This is a genomic window from Pseudomonas sp. R5-89-07 (assembly GCF_003851685.1).
GTDB lineage: Bacteria > Pseudomonadota > Gammaproteobacteria > Pseudomonadales > Pseudomonadaceae > Aquipseudomonas.
Map to the genome: position 1 here is coordinate 232,082 of NZ_CP027727.1, position 19,862 is coordinate 251,943.

A 19,862-nucleotide genomic window follows, 5' to 3' on the forward strand; every position below is an offset into this window, starting at 1 on the left:
TCCTGTGTTTGATCGGCACTAACCGGCGATCACCCGGTTTTTGCCCTGGCGCTTTGCCTCATACATCGCCGCATCGGCGCGGCCGAACAGGCTGTCCAGCGTCGAGTCTTCTTCGCGCAGGCTGGCAAGGCCCTGGCTGACGGTCACGGTAAACGCGTGGCCTTCGACGCTGAAGCTCAGCCCCTGGATTTCCTTGCCCAGGCGCTCGGCCACCTGCAGGGCCATCTCCGGGGCGCAGCCGGGCAGCACGGCTGCGAATTCTTCGCCACCGATGCGCCCGAACAGGTCGCCACGGCGCAACACGCTTCTGCCGCTCTCGGCGATGCGGCGCAATACCTGGTCGCCTTCCAGGTGGCCATAAGTGTCGTTGATGTCTTTGAAGTCATCGATGTCCAGCAACAGAAACGCCAGCGGCGTGCCCTGCAGGCAGGCGTTGTCAAAGGCCTGGTTGGCGAGTTCGAAGAAGTGCCGGCGGTTGCTGCTCTGGGTCAGTACATCGGTGGTGGCCAGGCGATGCAGTTCCAGCTCCAGGTGCTTCTTTTCGGTGATGTCCTCCGCCATGCCCACGACGATCATCGGCTTGCCCGGCTCGGCCTGCTGGTTGATATAGCACTTGTCGCTAAGCCAGCGGATCTGCCCGTCGGCCGTGACGATGCGGTATTCGCGGTCTTCCACGGCGCCTTGTTCCAGCACGCGGGCCAGGCTGTGTTCGGCGTAATCGAGGTCTTCGGGGTGGATGCTGTTGCGCCATTCCCGATGATCGGCTAACAGCAAACCGGCGCTGCGGCCGAATATCCGCTCGTAGGCCGGGCTCACGTACAGCACGCGGCGGGTTTCCCAGTCGATGGCCCACAGCACGGCATTCACGCTCACCAGCAGCGAGCTGAGCAGCTGCTCACGCTCACTCAGCCGCTCGACCTCGCCTTGGGCATGCATCAGCGCCAACAGGGTCGACGCCGCGGCTGGGCGCGGTGGCTGGGCAGTGGACACATCGGGCGGGCAAGGCTTTTCGTGAACCATCGGAACAACTCTCTCTGGGCGCGCCGCAGGATGTAACAGCGGTCACTACAAGGGGTCACCATGATGGCGAAGTGTTCTTTGAGAGAGGGGAATTGCGGTGAAGTTCCGTGAACGGGCTGGATTGGCGGCGCCCGGAAAATGGCGCCAGAAAGCCAGTATGCGGGAGGGCGAGCCCTCCCGCAGTCGCGTCAGACCGCTGCGGGGCGCAGTGAGTAGGTCTTCAGTTGATGCGCAAAATCGCGCAGGGATTGGATACCGCTGGCCTCGGCTTCGTGTACCCATTCCTTGATCGCCGCCAGCATGTCGTGGCCGTTGGAGCTGGTCTTGAGCCAGATCTGCTGCAGCGCCAGGCGCTTCTCGTAGATCACGCTCAGCGCCTGGCTGTGTTCCAGCATGCTTTGGATACGCACGTGGTGGCGATCGCTCAGCAGGCTGGTTTCCCGCGACAGCAGGCGCTTGGCGCGGTGGAACTGGTGGCGGACCGAATGATCGACCTTCTCCAGCTCCTGCTTGACCAGCGGGCCGATCACCAATTTGCGGTATTGGGCCATGATCTGGAAGCGGTTGTTGAGGATCGCCATGGCGGTGTCCATGTCCAGGTGACCCTTGCCTTCGACGCGGTGGGCGATGGGCGCGACGCGCTGCACCTTGGCCAGGCGCAGGAAGCTGAACACCTTGATCCAGGCCCAGCCCAGGTCGAACTCCCACTTCTTCACCGACAACTTGGCCGAGTTGGGGTAGGTGTGGTGGTTGTTGTGCAGCTCTTCGCCACCCACGATGATGCCCCACGGCACCAGGTTGGTCGCCGCGTCGCGGCATTCGAAATTGCGATAGCCCACGGCATGGCCCAGGCCGTTGATCACGCCGGCGGCCCAGAACGGAATCCACATCATCTGGATCGCCCAGATGGTGATGCCGATGGTGCCGAACAGCAGTACGTCGACCACGCCCATGATCGCCACGCCCAGCAGCGGGTAGGGCGTGTAGAGGTTGCGTTCGATCCAGTCGTCCGGGCAGTTCTTGCCGTAGATGCGCAGGGTCTCGGGGTTTTCCGCCTCGGCGCGGTACAGCTCGGCGCCTTTGCGCAGCACCGTGGACAGGCCCTTGATCACCGGGCTGTGCGGGTCATCGACGGTTTCGCATTTGGCATGGTGCTTACGGTGGATAGCGGTCCACTCGCGGGTGTTCTGCGCCGTGGTCAGCCACAGCCAGAAGCGGAAGAAGTGTTTCAGGCCGGCATTGAGCTCGAGCGAGCGATGGGCTGAATAACGGTGCAGATAGACCGTGACCCCGATAATGGTCACATGGGTCATCAACAACGTGACTGCCACCAGTTGCCAGGCTGACAGGTCAAGAAAACCGTTGTACCACATAGGCTGTATGGCCCTCAGATAAAGTAAAGAACAGCTCACGCATTATCACTAAGCCTACAGAGAAAACCAGCCGCCCTTTCAGATAGGAGTGACTGGATGTTTCTTATTCTATAATCCCCAGCCTTCGTAGGGCGATTCTGTTTTTTTGGTAAGGATTACTGAGCATATGCTGTTTTCATACCGTGGAGCCCTACGTGCGGGGCTGGTATACCTGCTGATTTCCATTCTATGGCTCCAGCTTAGCCGCCAACTATTAATCAACTTTATCGATGAACCACAGGCCCTGGCGCATTGGCTGCAACTGCGCGGCTATGCCTGGGCAGGCCTGAGCGCTTTGGCTATTTACCTGATGGGTGTGCGTTTTGCCCGCGCCCACCAGCTGCAACAACCTCTGAAAGAAAACCGTGAACGCCTGCAACAGGCCGCCGCTGTCTTCGACTGCACCCGCGAAGGCGTGTTGGTCACCGACGCCCGGGGCCTGATCGTGCATGTCAATCGGGCGTTTATAGAGATCACCGGCTACCGGCGCGAAGACGTCATGGGCCAGCCACCCAGCCTGTTCAAGTCCGGCCGCCATTCGTCGAGTTTTTATCAACAGATGTTCCAGACCCTCGAACACGACGGCGAATGGAGCGGCGAAATCTGGAATCGACGCAAAAGCGGAGAGATCTACCCGCAGTGGCAGACCATCCGCGTAATCCGTGATGACCAGGGCCATATCAGCCACTATGTCGCGGTGTTTTCGGACATCAGTGCCATCAAGGACTCCGAACACGAACTGGCCCACCTGGCCCACCACGACCCGCTGACCGACCTGCCCAACCGCCTGCTGTTCACCGACCGCGCCGAGCAGGCGCTGGCCTCGGCGCAAGCGCACAAGCGTGGCTGTGCGTTGCTGTTGATGGACCTGGACCACTTCAAGATCATCAACGACAGCCTGGGCCACAACGTGGGTGATCAACTGCTCAAGCTGGTGGCCGAGCGCCTCAAGGGGCTGTTCGGGCCTGGGGTGACTTTGGCGCGCCTGGGCGGCGACGAGTTCGCCGTATTGGCGGAAAGTTGTCCACAGGTGATGCAGGCTGCGGCCCTGGCGCAGCGCATGCTCGATGCCATGAAAGAACCGTTCATTTTTGACGGCAACCAGCTGTTCATCAGCGCCAGTATCGGCATCAGCCTGTTCCCGAGCGATGCGCTGAGCGCCGAGCAATTGTTGCGCAACGCCGATTCTGCCTTGTTCAAGGCCAAGAGCGCGGGGCGTGAAGGCTACGCCTTGTACACCGAGGAACTGACCGCTCACGCGCAAAACCGTGTGGAAATTGCCAATGAGTTGCGCCGTGCCCTCGACCAGCAGGAACTGCGCGTCCATTACCAGCCGGTGCACGACCTCAATGACAGCCGTTTGGTGGGCGTCGAAGCGCTGGTGCGCTGGCAGCACCCGGAGCGCGGCCTGGTGCCGCCGGGTGAGTTTATCCCCATCGCCGAGCGCACCGGCTTGATCGCCGACATCGATGCGTGGGTGATGGACCAGGCCTGCCGCCAGATGTGCCAATGGCTGGCGGACGGCGCGCCGTTGGGGTTTATCGCAATCAACGTCTCCAGCCGCCTGTTTGCCCGGCGTGAACTCTATGAACAAGTCGGCCAGGTGCTCCACGACACGGGCCTGGACCCGGCATTCCTTGAGCTGGAAGTCACCGAAAGCGCAGTGATGGACGACCCGGAAGTGGCCCTCGAACAATTGCACCGCCTGCGCGAGCTGGGCCTGCGCCTGGCCATTGACGACTTCGGCACCGGCTATTCCTCACTGTTGCGCCTCAAGCGCCTGCCGGTGCAGAAACTCAAGATCGATCAGGGCTTCGTCGCCGGCTTGCCCTGGGACGAAGACGACGCCGCCATCGTGCGCGTGGTCATCGCCCTGGCCAAAAGCATGGGCATGCAGGTGCACGCCGAAGGCATCGAGCAAGTGGAGCAGGCGCGCTTCCTGCTGGACCAGGAATGCGACATGGGCCAGGGGTATTGGTTTGGCAAGCCGGTGCCGGCCCATCAGATCGATTGGTCACGGGCGCCTTCTATTCGAACTTGAAAATGCGATCGGGTGTGGGAGGGGGCTTGCCCCCGATAGCGGTGCATCAGGTTAGATAAGCTTTGCCTGACCCACAGCCATCGGGGGCAAGCCCCCTCCCACATTTGGATTGCGTCACGCCTCAATTTCACTGATTGAACGCAAAATCCGCTCGCAACCCCTCGTCCCATCAGAAAATTCTTTCTGGTTATATAAACATTCTTAAATAGTATTTTTAAGAATATCCGCGCTTATCTACTATCGCCCTCACGCCGCAAGCAGTGCCGCCACTGCCAGGCACTATTCATTTCAGGAGCGAGACCATGAGCGCATCTCTACGTAGCGTCGACGGCCAGGACGAAGCAGCCATTTTGCGTGAGATCCAGAGCGCCTTGCGCGATCTGCGGTTTGGCGCGGTGGAAATCACTGTGCACAACGCTCAAGTGGTACAGATCGAACGCAAGGAAAAATTCCGTCTGCAGAACCCGGGTAACAAACCGAACTGAGCAGGAACGGCGATAGACCCGCAACTATAAGAAAAGCCAACACTAAAAATTTCAGGAGCTTCTATGTCGTCGATTCGCCGTTATGCCTTGGCCGCATTGGCCAGTGCCGTGTTTGCCGGTTCCGCCGTTGCCAAGGACTACGAGTTGCTCAACGTCTCGTACGACCCGACCCGTGAGCTGTACCAGGACTACAACGCTGAATTCACCAGCTTCTGGAAACAGTCCCACCCGGGCGACAACGTCAAGATCCAGCAATCCCACGGTGGTTCGGGCAAGCAGGGCCGCGCCGTGATCGACGGCCTGCGTGCCGACGTGGTGACCCTGGCCCTGGCCGGCGACATCGACGAAATCGCCAAGCTGGGCAAGACCCTGCCGGAAAACTGGCAAACCCGCCTGCCGGACGCCAGCACTCCGTACACCTCGACCATCGTGTTCCTGGTGCGCAAGGGCAACCCCAAAGGCATCAAGGACTGGGGCGACCTGATCAAGAAAGACGTTTCGGTGATCACGCCGAATCCGAAAACCTCCGGCGGTGCACGCTGGAACTTCCTCGCCGCCTGGGCCTACGGCCTGAAGACCGGCGGCAGCGAAGCCAAGGCCCAGGAATACGTCAAGGAGCTGTTCAAACACGTGCCAATTCTCGATACCGGCGCACGCGGTTCCACTATTACCTTCGTCAACAACGGTCAGGGCGACGTCCTGCTGGCCTGGGAAAACGAAGCGTTCCTGGCGCTCAAGGAAGACGGCGGCGCCGACAAGTTCGACATCGTCGTGCCTTCCCTGTCGATCCTCGCGGAGCCGCCGGTGGCCGTGGTTGACAAGAACGCTGAGAAAAAGGGCAATACCGAGATCGCCACCGAATACCTCAAGCACCTGTACAGCCCGGCTGGCCAGGAGATTGCGGCGAAAAACTTCTACCGCCCACGCGATGAGAAAGTCGCCGCCAAATACGCCCAACAGTTCCCTAAACTGGACCTGGTGACTATCGACAAAGACTTCGGCGGCTGGAAAACTGCCCAACCGAAATTCTTCAACGACGGTGGCGTGTTCGACCAGATCTACACGGCGCAGTAACAACACCGATCACTGTAGGAGCGAGCTTGCTCGCGAAAAACTTCAAGGCACCGCGTGCAAACAGACCGCCCGCGTTATCGTTGACGATCTTCGCGAGCAAGCTCGCTCCTACAGTGGTCAGGAGAGCCCGCATTCATTTGCGGGTTTTGCATATCCGTTCCGCTAACCAAGGACTCTTATGTCGCGTCGTATCTCCCCCGTCATACCCGGCTTCGGGCTGACGCTGGGCTACACCGTGGTGTACCTCAGCCTGATCGTACTCATCCCGCTGGCGGCGATGTTCGTACACGCCGCTCAACTCACCTGGGATCAGTTCTGGAACATCATTTCCGCCCCCCGCGTGCTGGCCGCGTTGAAGCTCAGCTTCAGCACCGCGTTGTACGCCGCGCTGATCAACGGCGTGATCGGCACCCTGCTGGCTTGGGTGTTGGTGCGCTACACCTTCCCCGGACGCAAGATCATCGATGCGATGATCGACCTGCCGTTCGCCTTGCCCACCGCCGTGGCCGGTATCGCCTTGACCGCGCTGTATGCGCCCAATGGGCTGGTTGGCCAGTTCGCCGCCGACCTGGGTTTCAAGATCGCCTACACCCCGCTGGGTATCACGCTGGCGCTGACCTTCGTCACCTTGCCCTTCGTCGTGCGCACGGTGCAGCCGGTGCTTGCCGACATTCCCCGCGAAGTCGAAGAAGCCGCCGCCTGCCTGGGCGCCAAGCCGCTGCAGGTGTTCCGCCATATCCTGGTGCCGGCGCTGCTGCCCGCCTGGCTGACCGGTTTCGCGCTGGCCTTCGCCCGTGGCGTGGGTGAGTACGGTTCGGTGATTTTCATCGCCGGCAACATGCCGATGAAAACCGAGATTCTGCCGTTGCTGATCATGGTCAAGCTCGACCAGTACGACTACCGCGGCGCCACCTCCATTGGTGTGCTGATGCTGGTGGTTTCCTTTGTCCTGCTGCTGCTGATCAACTTGTTGCAGCGGCGCATCGAACGTCCATAAGGAGGCGCGGAACATGTCCCAATCGTCTATTTCCGCCGCGTCCTCGGCCAACGCCGCTCGGCGTGGCAGTGCCACCTCGCGACGCATCCTGATCGGCCTTGGCTGGCTGGTGTTCGCGCTGTTCCTGCTGCTGCCGCTGTTGATCGTGGTGTCCCAGGGCTTGAAGAACGGCCTCGGCGCGTTTTTCACCGCGATCCTTGAACCGGACGCCCTGTCGGCGCTGAAACTCACGGTGATCGCCGTGGTGATTTCGGTGCCGCTCAACCTGGTGTTCGGCGTCAGCGCCGCGTGGTGCGTGAGCAAGTACTCGTTCCGTGGCAAAAGCATCCTGGTGACGCTGATCGACCTGCCGTTCTCGGTCTCGCCGGTGATTGCCGGCCTGGTGTACGTGCTGATGTTTGGCGCCCAGGGCTTTTTCGGGCCGTGGTTGCAGGCGCATGACATCCAGATCGTGTTCGCCTTGCCCGGTATCGTGCTGGCGACCATCTTCGTCACCGTGCCCTTCGTGGCCCGTGAGCTGATCCCGCTGATGCAGGAGCAGGGCACCCAGGAAGAAGAAGCGGCGCGCCTGCTCGGTGCCAACGGCTGGCAGATGTTCTGGCATGTCACCGTGCCGAACATCAAGTGGGGCCTGATCTACGGCGTGGTGCTGTGTACCGCACGGGCCATGGGTGAGTTCGGCGCGGTGTCGGTGGTGTCCGGCCACATCCGTGGCGTGACCAACACGCTGCCGCTACACGTCGAGATTCTCTACAACGAATACAACCACGTCGCCGCCTTCGCGGTGGCCAGCCTGTTGCTGATCCTGGCGCTCTTCATCCTGCTGCTCAAGCAGTGGAGCGAGAACCGAATCAACCGCCTGCGCAACAGCGCCGGTGAGGAATAAGTCATGTCGATCGAAGTCCGTAATGTCAGCAAGAACTTCAACGCCTTCAAGGCCCTGGACAGCATCAACCTGGATATCCAGAGTGGCGAGCTGGTGGCGTTGCTGGGCCCGTCCGGCTGCGGCAAGACCACCTTGCTGCGTATCATCGCAGGGCTCGAAACCCCGGATGACGGCAGCATCGTGTTCCACGGTGAAGACGTGTCCGGCCACGACGTGCGCGATCGCAACGTCGGCTTTGTGTTCCAGCACTACGCACTGTTCCGCCACATGACCGTGTTCGACAACGTGGCTTTCGGCCTGCGCATGAAGCCCAAGAATCAACGCCCCACCGAAAGCCAGATCGCGAGCAAGGTTCACGAACTGCTGAACATGGTGCAACTCGATTGGCTGTCTGATCGCTACCCGGAACAACTTTCCGGCGGCCAGCGCCAGCGTATCGCCCTGGCCCGCGCTTTGGCGGTGGAGCCTAAAGTGCTGCTGCTGGACGAACCCTTCGGCGCCCTTGATGCCAAGGTGCGCAAGGAACTGCGCCGCTGGCTGGCGCGCTTGCACGAAGACATCAACCTGACCTCGGTGTTCGTGACCCACGACCAGGAAGAGGCCATGGAAGTCGCTGACCGCATCGTGGTGATGAACAAGGGCGTGATCGAGCAGATCGGCTCACCGGGCGACGTCTACGAAAACCCGGCCAGCGATTTTGTGTACCACTTCCTGGGCGACTCGAACCGTCTGCACCTGGGCGAAGACAAACACCTGCTGTTCCGCCCCCATGAAGTGTCGCTGTCGCGGCATGAGCTTGAGGACCACCACGCCGCTGAAGTGCGGGACATCCGGCCGCTGGGCGCCACCACGCGGGTGACCTTGAAAGTCGAAGGCCAACCCGAGCTGATCGAAGCCGAAGTGGTAAAAGACCACGACAGCCTCACCGGCCTGGCCCGCGGCGAAACCCTGTTCTTCAAACCCAAGGTCTGGCAAAAGGCCTGAGCACACCCCCGGAACCAAATGTGAAAACGGGGACAATGTGGGAGGGGGCTTGCCCCCGATAGCAGTGGATCAGCCAGAGCATCAGTGACTGACACACCGCTATCGGGGGCAAGCCCCCTCCCACATTTAGACCTCGCTTGGCTTAAGGTCTCGGCGGGCCACAGGCCCCGAGCGCTGTTCGATCTGCTGTTTCAGGCCCTGCCGCAACCCCAGCAGAAACGCCAACTCCGCCACCACAAACAACGGCCCCACGATCAGCCCAGACACATCATCCACAAACGCTGGCTTGCGGCCCTCGTAGTAATGCCCGACAAACTGGATCACCCAGCCCACCACGAACAGGCCCACGCCGCTGCTCAGCCACACCGTTGTGCTCTGCGCCGCCAGCGCGTGCCCGGCCCACACCGACAACCCCATCAGCAGCGTCATCAACCCACCCAGCGCCAGTTCCAGGCGCAGGTAAAACCACGCCGAAAACAGCGCCAGCGCCACCGCCGGTGATAGCCACAGCCCACCCACCGACCATTCGGGGCGCGACAGCAACACGGCGACCGCCACCACGATCAGCGGAATGCCGATGAAATGGCTGGCGATATTGCGCGGGTCGCGGTGGTAGGCGGCGTATTGACTGAGGTGATCGACGAGGCTTTTCATTCTTGTTCCTCCTGTAGGATGTTTGATCATGCCCTGTCAGTCGGTGCTGAACTGTCAACTGGGCGACAATCTACGGAGTTCCCATGGACACAGCGAAATGGCACGCGCAGCTAGCCAGCGGCCACTGGTTCCGCCACCTGCCCGCACACCTGCAGCGTCGCCTGCTGGCGGCGGCGCGGTTGCGCTCGCTGACGGCGGGGCAGCTGCTGTTCAAGCGCGGCGATCCGCCGTGTGGGCTGTATGCGGTGCTGGAGGGGGCGGTGCGCATCAGCGCGGTGAATGCACAGGGCAAGGAAGCGGTGTTGAGCCTGGTTGAAACGCCTTACTGGTTCGGCGAGATCTGCCTGTTCGACAACCTGCCCCGCACCCACGACGCCCTCGCCATGGGGCCTTGCACACTGTTGCAGGTACCGCAGGCGGCGATGCTCGGCATGCTTGAGCAGCATCCGGCGTACTGGCGCGAGGTGGCCTTGTTGATGAGCCACAAACTGCGCCTGTCGCTGATCAACATTGAGCAGATGAGCCTGATGCCCGCGTCGGCGCGACTGGCCCATCGACTGCTGCTGATCGCTGAGGGTTACGGCGAGGTCGAGCAGGCCCGGCGGGTGTTGCAGCTGCCCCAGGAAGACCTGGCGGCGATGCTGGGCCTGTCGCGCCAGACCATCAACAGCCTGCTCAAGGCGCTGGAACAGCAGGCCATCCTCGGCCTGAGCTACGGCGCCATTGAGATCCTCGACCTCAATGGCCTGCGGCGGGCGGCGGGCCTATGAACCGCGATAGGTGGAGAAGCCGTAAGGGCTGAGCAACAGCGGGATGTGGTAATGCTGGTCGGCCTGCTTGACCTGGAAAATCACCGGCACTTCGGGGAAGAAGGTTTCGCGGTTGGCTTTTTTGTAATAGTCACCGGTCTTGAACACCACGCGGTACTCGCCCGGCTTCATGCTGCGGTCAGCGGGAAACAGCTCGGCGATGCGCCCCTGCTGGTTGGTGACGCCCTGGGACAGCGACTTCCACTGGTCGCCCACGTGTTCTTCCAGGGTGACGTTGACGCCGGCGCTCGGCAGGCCGTTTTCCAGGTTGAGCACGTGCACGCTCAGCGGGTTGCCGGCGGCCAGGGCCAGATTGCACAGGCCGCTGAGGCTCAAGGCGGCGAGGGTCATGCTTAGGGTTTTCATCGAGAAGTCCTTTTTGACACGGTTCAAGGGGTGATTTTCAAGCCCAATTGCTCGGCGGCTTGTACGGCGCAGGCTTCATCCTGCGGCGCGCCACCGGCACCGGCGATGCCCAGCGCGCCGACCAGTTCGGCGTCGGCAAACAGCGGCACGCCACCGCCGAGCAACAGCAATTCGGGCAAGCTGTTAAGGTTGGCGGCCTCGGGGTTGTTGCGCGCACGCTCGGCGAACAGCCGGGTCGGGGTTCTGGTCGACAACGCCGTGTACGCCTTGCGCTGGCTGGCGAGGCTGTTGTGGGGGCCCACGCCGTCGGCGCGCAGGCTCAGCAACAGATTGCCGCCGCGGTCGAGCACGGTCAGCGCGGCGTTGCAGTGCGCCAGGCTGGCATCGGCCAATTGACGCGCGGTACGTAAGTCCAGCTCGGCGTGGCGTGGCAGTTGGGGCGTCGCCTGGGCGGCAGTCGCCACGGCGAGGCTTAGAAACACAGCAGTGCGATACATGGTGAAAGCTCCAGAAGGCAGGCCGTCAAGGTAGCCAGTGGACGTGGTCAAAAGCCGCACAATTTGATGACAGGTTTGTAATCAAACCCAGAGGAAAGGCATGCACGTGTTGTTAGTGGAAGACCAGCCGCAACTGGCGCAACGTATGGCCCAGGGCTTGAGCGAGGCCGGTTTTACGGTGGAAGTCGCGGCCAACGGCATGGCGGCGCTGCGCTTTGTGGAAAGCACCGTGTACGACCTGGTGATCCTGGATGTGATGCTGCCGGGCCTGAATGCCTGGAAGTTGCAGCAGGAAATTCGCCAGCGCGGTGAAACGCCGTTGTTGTTTCTGACCACGCCCAATGGCATTGAAGATCGTCTGCGCGGGCTGGAACTGCATGAAGACGATTACTTGCTCAAACCGTTCGACGCCAAGGAACTGGTGGCGCGGGTGAGGAAGGTGTTGCGGCGTGATCGGGGGCGGTGAGGGTCTGGGCGATCGCTATCGGGGGCAAGCCCCCTCCCACAGGTGAAGGCATTCCAAATGTGGGAGGGGGCTTGCCCCCGATGAGGCCATTACAGTCACCCCACACCTGCCTACCGCAACCCATCCCTGAACTGCCCCGGCGTCATCCCCGTCCAGCGCTTGAACGCCCGGTTGAAGCTGCTGGTATCGGCAAAGCCCAGCAAATGGCTGATCTCGGCCAGTGAGCACTGCGCATCGCGCAGGTGCAACAACGCCAGGTTCTGCCGACATTCATTGAGCAGCGCATCAAACCGGCAGCCTTCGTCCGCCAGGTGCCGCTGCAAGCTGCGCAGACTCAGATGCAAGGCCTGGGCGATGCGCTCCGCGCTGGGTTCGCCGTCGGGCAGTTGCGCCTCGATGGTGGCGCGCACCTTGCGCTCCCAGGTCAGCGGCTGCAGTTGGGCCAGGGTGCGCTTGAGTACGGTTTCATTGTGTTCGGCCAACTCAGGGTTGGCGTCGTCCAGGTGGCTGTCGAAGTCGTGGGCGGCGAACTCCAGGCGGTCTTCCTCGGCGCCGAAGAATACCGGCGAGCGAAACACCGTGTGCCAGGGCGCGGGGTCGGCCGGTTCCGGGCGCCGCAGGTAGACCGCCAGCGGCGCGTAGTCGCGCCCGAGGCGATTGCGGCAAGTGCGCACGTAGATCGCTGCAAACGCATCGATGGCTTCCAGCGCCGGCGCCGGGCTGCCTTGCGGTTGCAGCAGGCGAAACCGGTAGCAGTCGCCATGACGGCTCAGCTCCAGGCTCAGGGCATCACTGACCACCTGGTGATAGCGCACGATCCGCTCGAACACCTCGCGCAGGCTGCCGCTGGCCACCAGGGCGTAACCCAGCGCATGAAAGGTGGTGGGGCTGACAAACCTCGACACCCGCAAGCCAATCGCCGGATCGCCACTGGCCTGCACCGCCAGTTCCCACAGACGCGTGGTGGCCGACAACGGGTAGCGCGCATTCGGGTCGTCCATCAACAGCGGGTCGAGCCCCGCCTCACGGCATAGCGCGGCGCTGTCGAGGCCCAGGGCATCGAGTTGCTTGCGCAGGGCGCGGGTCCAGCTGGCGAGAGACGTGGGTTCGGTCATGGCGATTGGCGCTTGCGGTCAACAGGTTGGCGTGCGGAGCTAGCGTGCTGCGCCAGGGTTGGGCGCAAGATGCAGGCATCACTGCACAAGAGAATGAAAGCATGGACGGTATTTCTGCAAGCCCCCAGCAGATGAACGCGCAACAGCGTTCGGCGCATATTCGTGATGTCGTGCTGGCCGAGGGCGCGCGCTTGCGCCAGCGGCACCCCTGGCTGCTGCACCAGGACGCCCTGGGCGCCGGCATCCTGGCGTTTGCGCTGGCCGGCATGCTGGGTTCGGCGGCGCTCTATATCAATGGTCAGATGGCTTGGTGGGTGTGCCTGTTGCTCAATGCCTTCTTCGCTTCACTCACCCATGAGCTGGAACACGACCTGATCCACAGCATGTACTTTCGCAAGCAGCGCGTGCCGCACAACCTGATGATGGGCCTGGTGTGGCTGGCGCGGCCGAGCACCATCAACCCGTGGATTCGCCGCCACCTGCACCTCAACCACCACAAGGTGTCCGGCACCGAGGCCGATATGGAAGAGCGCGCTATCACCAACGGCGAGCCGTGGGGCATCGCGCGGTTGCTGATGGTGGGCGACAACATGATGTCGGCGCTGATCCGCCTGCTGCGCGCCAAGACCTGGCCGCACCGGTTCAGTATCTTCAAGCGTGTGCTGCGGGTGTACGCACCGCTGGCGCTGCTGCATTGGGGCGCCTGGTATGTGTTCCTGGGCTTTCATGCCGCCAACGGCATCGCCAGCCTGATGGGCGCGCCCATCGCCTGGTCAGCCGGCACGCTGCAGGTGATGCAGGTCATCGACATCGCTGCCGTGGTGATCATCGGCCCCAACGTGCTGCGCACCTTCTGCCTGCACTTTGTCAGCTCCAACATGCATTACTACGGCGACGTGGAGCTGGGCAATGTGATCCAGCAGACCCAGGTGCTCAACCCCTGGTGGATGTGGCCGTTGCAGGCGTTCTGTTTCAATTTCGGCAGCACCCACGGCATTCACCATTTCGTGGTGAAGGAACCGTTCTACATCCGCCAGATGACCGCCAAGGTGGCGCACAAGGTCATGGCCGAGATGGGTGTGCGCTTCAATGACTTGGGCACGTTTGCCCGGGCCAATCGGTTGGAACCCCAGGATCAGCCACGCAGCGAACTCGCGTTCAGCAAGCGATAAACGCCAGCGGCAGGTCGCGGATCTGTTCGCGCGGCGGCGGCTGGTAGTGATCGTCGCTGGTCAGCTCATGCAGCAGTTCTTCGCGCAGTTGGTGGAATTCAAAGCTGCTGCGCTGGCGCGGATGCGCCAGGTCAATATGCACGACCTGCTTGATCCGCCCTGGCCGCGGCTCCATGACCACCACGCGGTCGGCGAGGAAAATCGCCTCTTCCACATCGTGAGTCACCAGCACCGTGGTGATGCTGGCACGGGCGCGAATCGCCAGCAGTTCGTCCTGCATCTGCTGGCGAGTCAACGCATCCAGCGCGCCGAAGGGTTCGTCCAGCAGCAGAATCCGTGGGCTGGCCACCAAGCCGCGGGCAATCGCCACCCGTTGCGCCATGCCGCCGGACAGTTGGTGGGGATAGGCGCGGGTGAAGTCGGACAGGCCCACCAGGTCGATGAAGTCGCTGATGCGTCGGTTGCGCTCGGCCTCGCTCAACGGCTCATTGACCAGGCCCAGGCCGATGTTCTGCGCCACCGTCAGCCAGGGAAACAAGCGGTGTTCCTGGAACACAATGCCGCGTTCGCCACCGATGCCGTCCACGGGTTTACCGTCAACCTGGATCTCGCCGCGAAACTGCGTGTCCAGGCCCACCAGCAAACGCAGCAGGGTGGATTTGCCGCAACCGCTGGCGCCGACAATCGCCACGAACTCGCCCTCGGCAATCGCCAGGTTGAACTCGCGGATGGCCTCCAATTCGAAGCCGTCCACATCGAAAGACTTGCCCACATGGTTGAAGCTGACAATCGGTGCGTTCATGCGTGTCTCCAGCGTGTGGCGCGGTTTTCAAGGCGTTGGCCGATAAGGTTGAGGGTGGCGCCGGTGAGGCCCACCAGCAGCATGCCGCTCATGATCAGGTCCATGCGCAACAGCTGTTGGGCGCCGATCATCAGGCTGCCGATACCGCCGTTGGACGGCATGAAGTATTCCGCGCCGATGGTGCCCAGCCAGGCGTAGATCAGGCTCAGGCGCAGGCCGGCGAAAATCCCTGCTGCCGCGCCGGGCAGAATCAGCCGGCGCAGCCGTTGGAACAGGTTCAGGCGCAGCACCTGCGCGGCTTCGCTCAGTTGCGCTGACAGGTTCAACACGCTGCGCTGGGTGGCGATAAACAAGGGGAAGAACGCCGCCAGGCCGATAAACACCCACTTGGCCAGTTCTCCCAGGCCAAACCAGGCCGTGAGCAGCGGCACCCAGGCGAAGATGGCGATCTGGCGCAACGCGGCGAGGGTAGGGCCGAGCACTCGCTCACTGCGCGCTGACAAGCCCAGCCACAAGCCCACCGCAAACCCCAGGCTGCCGCCCAGGATCAAGCCGCCCAGCGTGCGCCCCAGGCTTTTGCCGAGCGCGCCGGACAACGTGCCATCCACCACACCGCTGACGGTGGTGTGCAGCACGGTCCATGGGCTTACCAGAATATTCGCGTCGACCCAGCCCTGCTGTGTCGTCACCTGCCACAGCGCCAGCAACAACAGCGGCAGCAGCCACGGCTGCAGGCGTTGCCAGCCCTGGTAACGCGGGCCGCGCCGGATCTGCGCCGTGGCTGGATGCGGCCAGTGCACCCAGTGGCGGTCCAGCCAGCCAACGCCCCGGTCCATCAGCACGCCCAGCACACCGATGACCACGATGCACACGAAGACGATGTCGAGCATGAACAACTGGCGTGCCCACACCATCAGGTAGCCGATGCCTTCGCTGGAGGCCAGCAACTCCACCGCCAGCAGCGACGTCCAACCGGCCGCCAGGGCCAGGCGTACACCGGCCATGAACGCCGGCAGCGCCGCCGGCAGAATCAGCCGGCGGATCAATAGATGGGTGGGCAGGCGCAGCACACGTGCGGCTTCACGCAATTGGGGCTGGGCGTCGCGCACGCCGACCAGCGTATGCAGGGTCACCGGCACCACAATCGCCTTGACCAGCACCACCAGTTTCAGCGTCTCGCCGATGCCGAAAAACACCATGAACAGCGGGATCCACGCCAGGGTCGGCACCTGCGACAACGCGCTGAAGGTGGGAAACACCAGGCGCTCGGCGCGCGCGCTGAAGCCCAGCCAGGCGCCGAGCAAGGCCCCGGCGCTGATGCCCGCCAGCAAGCCCCAGCACAAGCGTTGCAGGCTGATTGCCAAATGGCTCCATAACTCGCCGCCCGCCAGTTCCACCGCGCTGCTCCACACCAGTGACGGCGGCGGCAGGATCTGCTCGCTCATCCAGTGATTGCGGCTGGCCAGCCACCACAGGGCGAACAGCGTCAGCGGCAACAGCCAGGGGCTGAGCGACGGCCAGCGCAGCATGGGCGTGGCAAGAGGCAGGCTCAACCGTGCGGTTCGGGCCATTGACGACCTCCGTTTCGTTATGTGATTTCGATCTTATAAAAGCGTAATCAAGATGATTGGGGGATAAGAGAAGCCATTTAAAGCCCGCGCCCGGCACGCATCCAATGCATTCGAAGAATATTTTCGATGTTGTTTATGCATAGTCCGCTGCAGCCTGCGGTTTGGCTCGCATAGTTCCAAAAGCTATTAAATTGTGAATTTATAGTATTTAAAGTTTTCATCAGGCTATGCCTACTTTCAGCTCCCCAGGCGACCGTCGCCCACCAGGAGCTGCGCTTATGAAACTGCCCTTCAAACGTCTGATCACGCTGTTCGCAGGCACCGCGCTGGCGGGCCTGGTGCACGCCGCCGAGCTCAAGGAGATACGCATTGCCGTGCCTGACCTCAGCGCCGGAACCCAACACAGTGGCGGTGGCATCACCGATGTGTTGCGCGAGCAGCAGATCTTCGAAAAGGCCTTCGCCGACCAAGGCATCAAGATCCAGTGGAATTACTTCAAGGGCGCAGGCCCGGTGATCAACGAAGCCTTCGCCAATGGCCAGGTGGACCTCGCCTACCTGGGCGACCTGGCGGCCATCATCGGCCGTTCCAATGGCCTGGACACCCGCTTGCTCAGCGCAACGGCGCGAGACATCAAGCAGTACCTCGGCGTGGTGCCGGGTTCGGGCATCAAGACCCTGCAAGACCTCAAGGGCAAGCGCGTCGCGGTGTTTCGCGGCACGGCCAGCCAGTTGTCGTTCGACAGCGCACTGGCGAGCCAGGGCTTGAACGAGAAAGACCTGAAAGTCATCAACCTGGACTTCAACGCGGCCGGTGCGGCGCTGGCCGCCAAGCAGATCGACGCGACGTGGGGCGGCTCGAACCTGACCGCGCTGCAAGCCAAGGGGCTGGCCGAAATAGCCCTCACCACCAAGGACCTTGGCGGCGCCGGCAGCATCCAGGCGGTACTGGTAGGCAGCAAACAGTTTGTCGACGAGCATCCCGACGCGGTGGCCAAGCTGCTCAAGGCCCAGCAGCAGGCGGTGCAGTGGTTGACCGATGACAACAACAAGCAGGCCTACATCGAGCTGGTGTCGGGGCTGGCCAGTTACCCGCCGGTGATCCTGACCAATGATTTGAAAGACCAGCAGCTCAGCGCGATTTTCCCGGCGACCCTTGATCCGGCGTTTCTTGGCAAATTGCAGGATGCGGTGGACCTGGCCTCCCAGGAGAAGCTGATTCGCCGGTCGTTTCAGGTGAGTGACTGGGTGGCGCCTGGGTTGGTGGCGGCGGGGCTTTAAGCTGGGTGGTGCCTGGGCTATAGCTATCGGGGGCAAGCCCCCTCCCACACTTTGAATGTATTCGCAGTTCCAATGTGGGAGGGGGCTTGCCCCCGATGAGGCCCTTCAAACCGCCACACTCACCTCCTGCCTGTCCACCTCAAGCAACGTCTCAATCATCGCCTTGGCCGCCGGCGACAAGCGCGACCCGGTACGGCTGACAATCCCGCAGCGCGCACTCAAGGTCTCCAGGTTCTGCGGCAAGTTGCGCCAGTGCAGCAGCACCAGCGCCCCTCGGGCGATGTCCTCGGCAAAGGCTTCCTCGGTGCCCACGCCGATGGCATTGGACTGCAGCACAATCTTTACCAGCGCCGGGAAATGCTCGGTCTGGATGCTCGGTGAAAAGTCCATGCGCCCGCTCAGGTTCGCCAGCAGTTTGCGAATGCCCTGGGAGATCAGCGGCGCGGCCAGCGGGTAGTCGAACATGTCATTGGTCGACAGGCTGTCCTTGGCCAGCAACGGGTGCCCGGGGCGGCAGAAAAACACGCCGCGCTTGGGCGTCAGCGCTCGGGTCTGGAAGTTCGGGTCGGCTTCGAACTGACGGATGTCGGCAATGAAGAATTCGATCTCCTCGCGGCTCAATGCGCGGCTGAGTGTTTCCCAGTTATCCACCTGGAAGCGGGTGCGGATTTTCGGGTGCGCACCGATAAACCGCGCCACCGCATCCGGCACCAGCTTTACCGCCGGCGCGGGGCCGCAGCCGAAGCGCAGGTCGCCGGCATCGAGCTTGGTCATGCGCGTGACTTCACTGCTCAGCAAGGCGGCGCCATGCACCAGGCTCAGGGCATGTTGCAGCACCACCTGGCCTTCCGGCGTCGGGCGCAGGTCCTTGTGGCCACGGTCCACCAGCACACAGCCGAACTCCTGTTCCAACCCCTGGATGCTGCGGCTGAACGCCGGTTGCGTGATGCCCATGGCGTCCGCCGCGCGCACAAAGCTGCGGTGTTCGTTAAGGGCAATGAAGTAGCGCAGTTGACGAAGATCCATATGCATTCCCGGCATTTGAAAAATAGGTCGAAGGCATTTGCGAGCGACGCAGCTGAGGTTTTAAATGCAAGCTCTTATTCCGTCAACGAAGCACTTGTTCATTTGCTAGATCTAAAATGCATATGGATAGAGCGTTGCCGGCGAGCGTTCCACCATCCGCAGGCACACGAGGGTCATCACAATGAGCAACGCCGCATTAGCTGTTCAACCCATCGCCCAGGCACTGGAGATTCACCCGGTCGCCGGCCGCATTGGCGCCGAGATTCGTGGCATCAAACTGTCCGGTCACCTCGATGCCGCCACGGTCGACGCCATCCAGCAGGCGCTGGTGCAGTACAAAGTAATCTTCTTTCGCGAGCAGACCCACCTCGATGACCAGAGCCAGGAAGCCTTCGCCCACCTGCTCGGCGAGCCGATTGCGCACCCGACCGTGCCGGTACGCGATGGCACGCGCTTTCTGATGGAGCTGGACGGCACCCGCGGCCAGCGCGCCAATTCGTGGCACACCGACGTGACCTTCGTCGATGCCTACCCCAAGGCCTCGATCCTGCGTTCGGTGCTGGCGCCGACCTCCGGTGGCGATACCGTCTGGGCCAACACGGCGACGGCCTACAACGACCTCAGCGTCGAACTGCGCGCCCTGGCGGACAACCTGTGGGCCGTCCACAGCAACGAATACGACTACGCCGCGCGCAAGCCGGATGTGGCGGTGGAAAGGCTTGAGGAATACCGCAAGGTGTTCACCTCGACGGTGTATGAAACCGAGCATCCGGTGGTGCGCGTGCATCCGGTCAGCGGCGAGAAAACCTTGCTGCTGGGGCATTTTGTCAAACGCCTCAAGGGCTACTCCCAGGCCGACTCGACGCAACTGTTCAACCTGCTGCAAAGCCACGTCACCCGCCTGGAAAACACCGTGCGCTGGCGCTGGAACAGCGGTGACGTGGCGATCTGGGACAACCGCGCCACCCAGCATTACGCGGTGGACGACTACGGCACCCAGGAACGTATCGTGCGCCGGGTGACCCTCAAAGGCGATGTGCCGGTGGGTGTACAAGGGCAGCGCAGCCAGACCACCAAAGGCCTTTGAATTCACAGAGATCCAAATGTGGGAGGGGGCTTGCCCCCGATAGCGGAGTGTCAGCCACTGCACCTGTGACTGACCCACTGCAATCGGGGGCAAGCCCCCTCCCACATTTAGACCTGTG

20 protein-coding genes are annotated in these 19,862 nt (G+C 62.3%); 11 read left to right on the top strand and 9 right to left on the bottom strand.

Going from position 1 to position 19,862, the window contains the following annotated elements; all coding sequences use genetic code 11:
- Positions 1-18 precede the first annotated feature (18 nt).
- Both C4J94_RS00980 and desA read right to left on the bottom strand, forming a co-directional pair.
- Entirely contained in the window at positions 19-1,020 is a 1,002-nt protein-coding gene (locus tag C4J94_RS00980; RefSeq protein ID WP_124384591.1) for a sensor domain-containing diguanylate cyclase, read from the bottom strand.
- A gap of 188 nt (positions 1,021-1,208) precedes the next feature.
- The gene (gene desA / locus C4J94_RS00985) at positions 1,209-2,393 is read right to left on the bottom strand and encodes a delta-9 fatty acid desaturase DesA (RefSeq protein WP_124384592.1); all 1,185 of its coding nucleotides are present in this window, start codon (positions 2,391-2,393) and stop codon (positions 1,209-1,211) included.
- Between the two features lie 166 nt (positions 2,394-2,559).
- Here desA and dibA point away from each other — a divergent pair, with 166 nt between their 5' ends.
- From dibA to C4J94_RS01015, 6 genes are all read left to right on the top strand, one after another.
- Positions 2,560-4,473, top strand: a complete 1,914-nt coding sequence (gene dibA / locus C4J94_RS00990; RefSeq protein WP_124384593.1) for a phosphodiesterase DibA — start codon at positions 2,560-2,562, stop codon at positions 4,471-4,473.
- Positions 4,474-4,775: 302 nt separating this feature from the next.
- Positions 4,776-4,958 (top strand): sulfur starvation response protein OscA, encoded by a 183-nt coding sequence (gene oscA, locus C4J94_RS00995; protein WP_060755534.1) that lies wholly within the window; start codon positions 4,776-4,778, stop codon positions 4,956-4,958.
- A 63-nt stretch (positions 4,959-5,021) separates the two neighbouring features.
- Positions 5,022-6,032 (top strand): sulfate ABC transporter substrate-binding protein, encoded by a 1,011-nt coding sequence (locus C4J94_RS01000; protein ID WP_124384594.1) that lies wholly within the window; start codon positions 5,022-5,024, stop codon positions 6,030-6,032.
- 178 nt (positions 6,033-6,210) lie between these two features.
- Positions 6,211-7,029, top strand: a complete 819-nt coding sequence (gene cysT, locus C4J94_RS01005; RefSeq protein WP_065949976.1) for a sulfate ABC transporter permease subunit CysT — start codon at positions 6,211-6,213, stop codon at positions 7,027-7,029.
- Positions 7,030-7,042: 13 nt separating this feature from the next.
- Positions 7,043-7,915 carry a sulfate ABC transporter permease subunit CysW gene (gene cysW, locus C4J94_RS01010; protein WP_124365381.1) on the top strand — a complete coding sequence of 291 codons (873 nt, stop codon included), beginning with the start codon at positions 7,043-7,045 and terminating at the stop codon, positions 7,913-7,915.
- 3 nt (positions 7,916-7,918) lie between these two features.
- Positions 7,919-8,899, top strand: coding sequence for a sulfate/molybdate ABC transporter ATP-binding protein (locus C4J94_RS01015; RefSeq protein WP_124384595.1), 981 nt, complete (start codon positions 7,919-7,921; stop codon positions 8,897-8,899).
- Between the two features lie 126 nt (positions 8,900-9,025).
- On the opposite strand, the gene C4J94_RS01020 is transcribed toward C4J94_RS01015, so the two are convergent.
- Positions 9,026-9,553, bottom strand: coding sequence for a DUF962 domain-containing protein (locus tag C4J94_RS01020; RefSeq protein WP_124384596.1), 528 nt, complete (start codon positions 9,551-9,553; stop codon positions 9,026-9,028).
- An 83-nt stretch (positions 9,554-9,636) separates the two neighbouring features.
- Here C4J94_RS01020 and C4J94_RS01025 point away from each other — a divergent pair, with 83 nt between their 5' ends.
- Positions 9,637-10,323: a Crp/Fnr family transcriptional regulator gene (locus tag C4J94_RS01025; protein WP_124384597.1), complete on the top strand. Its 687-nt coding sequence runs from the start codon at positions 9,637-9,639 to the stop codon at positions 10,321-10,323.
- Here the strand turns inward: C4J94_RS01025 and uraH are convergent.
- Positions 10,318-10,728, bottom strand: a complete 411-nt coding sequence (gene uraH, locus C4J94_RS01030) for a hydroxyisourate hydrolase (RefSeq protein ID WP_124384598.1) — start codon at positions 10,726-10,728, stop codon at positions 10,318-10,320. The genes C4J94_RS01025 and uraH overlap by 6 nt on opposite strands.
- A 23-nt stretch (positions 10,729-10,751) precedes the next feature.
- Positions 10,752-11,225 carry a heme-binding protein gene (locus C4J94_RS01035; RefSeq protein WP_124384599.1) on the bottom strand — a complete coding sequence of 158 codons (474 nt, stop codon included), beginning with the start codon at positions 11,223-11,225 and terminating at the stop codon, positions 10,752-10,754.
- Positions 11,226-11,325: 100 nt separating this feature from the next.
- Between C4J94_RS01035 and C4J94_RS01040 the strand changes: the two genes are divergently transcribed.
- On the top strand, positions 11,326-11,691 hold the full coding sequence (locus C4J94_RS01040; RefSeq protein ID WP_124384600.1) for a response regulator transcription factor: 366 nt from the start codon (positions 11,326-11,328) through the stop codon (positions 11,689-11,691).
- A 110-nt stretch (positions 11,692-11,801) separates the two neighbouring features.
- On the opposite strand, the gene C4J94_RS01045 is transcribed toward C4J94_RS01040, so the two are convergent.
- Complete coding sequence (locus C4J94_RS01045) at positions 11,802-12,806, bottom strand: AraC family transcriptional regulator (RefSeq protein WP_124384601.1); 1,005 nt, start codon at positions 12,804-12,806, stop codon at positions 11,802-11,804.
- 101 nt (positions 12,807-12,907) lie between these two features.
- Here C4J94_RS01045 and C4J94_RS01050 point away from each other — a divergent pair, with 101 nt between their 5' ends.
- Positions 12,908-13,978 carry a fatty acid desaturase gene (locus C4J94_RS01050; RefSeq protein ID WP_124384602.1) on the top strand — a complete coding sequence of 357 codons (1,071 nt, stop codon included), beginning with the start codon at positions 12,908-12,910 and terminating at the stop codon, positions 13,976-13,978.
- Here the strand turns inward: C4J94_RS01050 and C4J94_RS01055 are convergent.
- On the bottom strand, positions 13,965-14,780 hold the full coding sequence (locus C4J94_RS01055; RefSeq protein WP_124384603.1) for an ABC transporter ATP-binding protein: 816 nt from the start codon (positions 14,778-14,780) through the stop codon (positions 13,965-13,967). The genes C4J94_RS01050 and C4J94_RS01055 overlap by 14 nt on opposite strands.
- Complete coding sequence (locus tag C4J94_RS01060) at positions 14,777-16,351, bottom strand: ABC transporter permease (RefSeq protein WP_124384604.1); 1,575 nt, start codon at positions 16,349-16,351, stop codon at positions 14,777-14,779. Before C4J94_RS01060 ends, C4J94_RS01055 begins: the two co-directional genes overlap by 4 nt.
- Before the next feature lie 278 nt (positions 16,352-16,629).
- Between C4J94_RS01060 and C4J94_RS01065 the strand changes: the two genes are divergently transcribed.
- The gene (locus C4J94_RS01065; protein ID WP_124384605.1) at positions 16,630-17,631 is read left to right on the top strand and encodes an ABC transporter substrate-binding protein; all 1,002 of its coding nucleotides are present in this window, start codon (positions 16,630-16,632) and stop codon (positions 17,629-17,631) included.
- Positions 17,632-17,736: 105 nt separating this feature from the next.
- On the opposite strand, the gene C4J94_RS01070 is transcribed toward C4J94_RS01065, so the two are convergent.
- The gene (locus tag C4J94_RS01070) at positions 17,737-18,657 is read right to left on the bottom strand and encodes a LysR family transcriptional regulator (RefSeq protein ID WP_124384606.1); all 921 of its coding nucleotides are present in this window, start codon (positions 18,655-18,657) and stop codon (positions 17,737-17,739) included.
- 181 nt (positions 18,658-18,838) lie between these two features.
- Between C4J94_RS01070 and C4J94_RS01075 the strand changes: the two genes are divergently transcribed.
- On the top strand, positions 18,839-19,744 hold the full coding sequence (locus C4J94_RS01075) for a TauD/TfdA family dioxygenase (RefSeq protein ID WP_124384607.1): 906 nt from the start codon (positions 18,839-18,841) through the stop codon (positions 19,742-19,744).
- Positions 19,745-19,862 lie beyond the last annotated feature (118 nt).

Excerpts from the sequence above, each read along its gene's own strand:
- cysW (WP_124365381.1), top strand. The coding sequence starts at position 7,043 with ATGTCCCAATCGTCTATTTCCGCCGCGTCCTCGGCCAACGCCGCTCGG.
- C4J94_RS01035 (WP_124384599.1), bottom strand. The coding sequence starts at position 11,225 with ATGTATCGCACTGCTGTGTTTCTAAGCCTCGCCGTGGCGACTGCCGCC.
- C4J94_RS01040 (WP_124384600.1), top strand. The coding sequence starts at position 11,326 with ATGCACGTGTTGTTAGTGGAAGACCAGCCGCAACTGGCGCAACGTATG.
- C4J94_RS00980 (WP_124384591.1), bottom strand. The coding sequence starts at position 1,020 with ATGGTTCACGAAAAGCCTTGCCCGCCCGATGTGTCCACTGCCCAGCCA.
- uraH (WP_124384598.1), bottom strand. The coding sequence starts at position 10,728 with ATGAAAACCCTAAGCATGACCCTCGCCGCCTTGAGCCTCAGCGGCCTG.
- C4J94_RS01055 (WP_124384603.1), bottom strand. The coding sequence starts at position 14,780 with ATGAACGCACCGATTGTCAGCTTCAACCATGTGGGCAAGTCTTTCGAT.
- C4J94_RS01020 (WP_124384596.1), bottom strand. The coding sequence starts at position 9,553 with ATGAAAAGCCTCGTCGATCACCTCAGTCAATACGCCGCCTACCACCGC.
- dibA (WP_124384593.1), top strand. The coding sequence starts at position 2,560 with ATGCTGTTTTCATACCGTGGAGCCCTACGTGCGGGGCTGGTATACCTG.
- C4J94_RS01045 (WP_124384601.1), bottom strand. The coding sequence starts at position 12,806 with ATGACCGAACCCACGTCTCTCGCCAGCTGGACCCGCGCCCTGCGCAAG.
- C4J94_RS01025 (WP_124384597.1), top strand. The coding sequence starts at position 9,637 with ATGGACACAGCGAAATGGCACGCGCAGCTAGCCAGCGGCCACTGGTTC.
- C4J94_RS01015 (WP_124384595.1), top strand. The coding sequence starts at position 7,919 with ATGTCGATCGAAGTCCGTAATGTCAGCAAGAACTTCAACGCCTTCAAG.
- C4J94_RS01060 (WP_124384604.1), bottom strand. The coding sequence starts at position 16,351 with ATGGCCCGAACCGCACGGTTGAGCCTGCCTCTTGCCACGCCCATGCTG.
- C4J94_RS01000 (WP_124384594.1), top strand. The coding sequence starts at position 5,022 with ATGTCGTCGATTCGCCGTTATGCCTTGGCCGCATTGGCCAGTGCCGTG.
- cysT (WP_065949976.1), top strand. The coding sequence starts at position 6,211 with ATGTCGCGTCGTATCTCCCCCGTCATACCCGGCTTCGGGCTGACGCTG.
- C4J94_RS01075 (WP_124384607.1), top strand. The coding sequence starts at position 18,839 with ATGAGCAACGCCGCATTAGCTGTTCAACCCATCGCCCAGGCACTGGAG.
- C4J94_RS01065 (WP_124384605.1), top strand. The coding sequence starts at position 16,630 with ATGAAACTGCCCTTCAAACGTCTGATCACGCTGTTCGCAGGCACCGCG.
- desA (WP_124384592.1), bottom strand. The coding sequence starts at position 2,393 with ATGTGGTACAACGGTTTTCTTGACCTGTCAGCCTGGCAACTGGTGGCA.
- C4J94_RS01050 (WP_124384602.1), top strand. The coding sequence starts at position 12,908 with ATGGACGGTATTTCTGCAAGCCCCCAGCAGATGAACGCGCAACAGCGT.
- oscA (WP_060755534.1), top strand. The coding sequence starts at position 4,776 with ATGAGCGCATCTCTACGTAGCGTCGACGGCCAGGACGAAGCAGCCATT.
- C4J94_RS01070 (WP_124384606.1), bottom strand. The coding sequence starts at position 18,657 with ATGGATCTTCGTCAACTGCGCTACTTCATTGCCCTTAACGAACACCGC.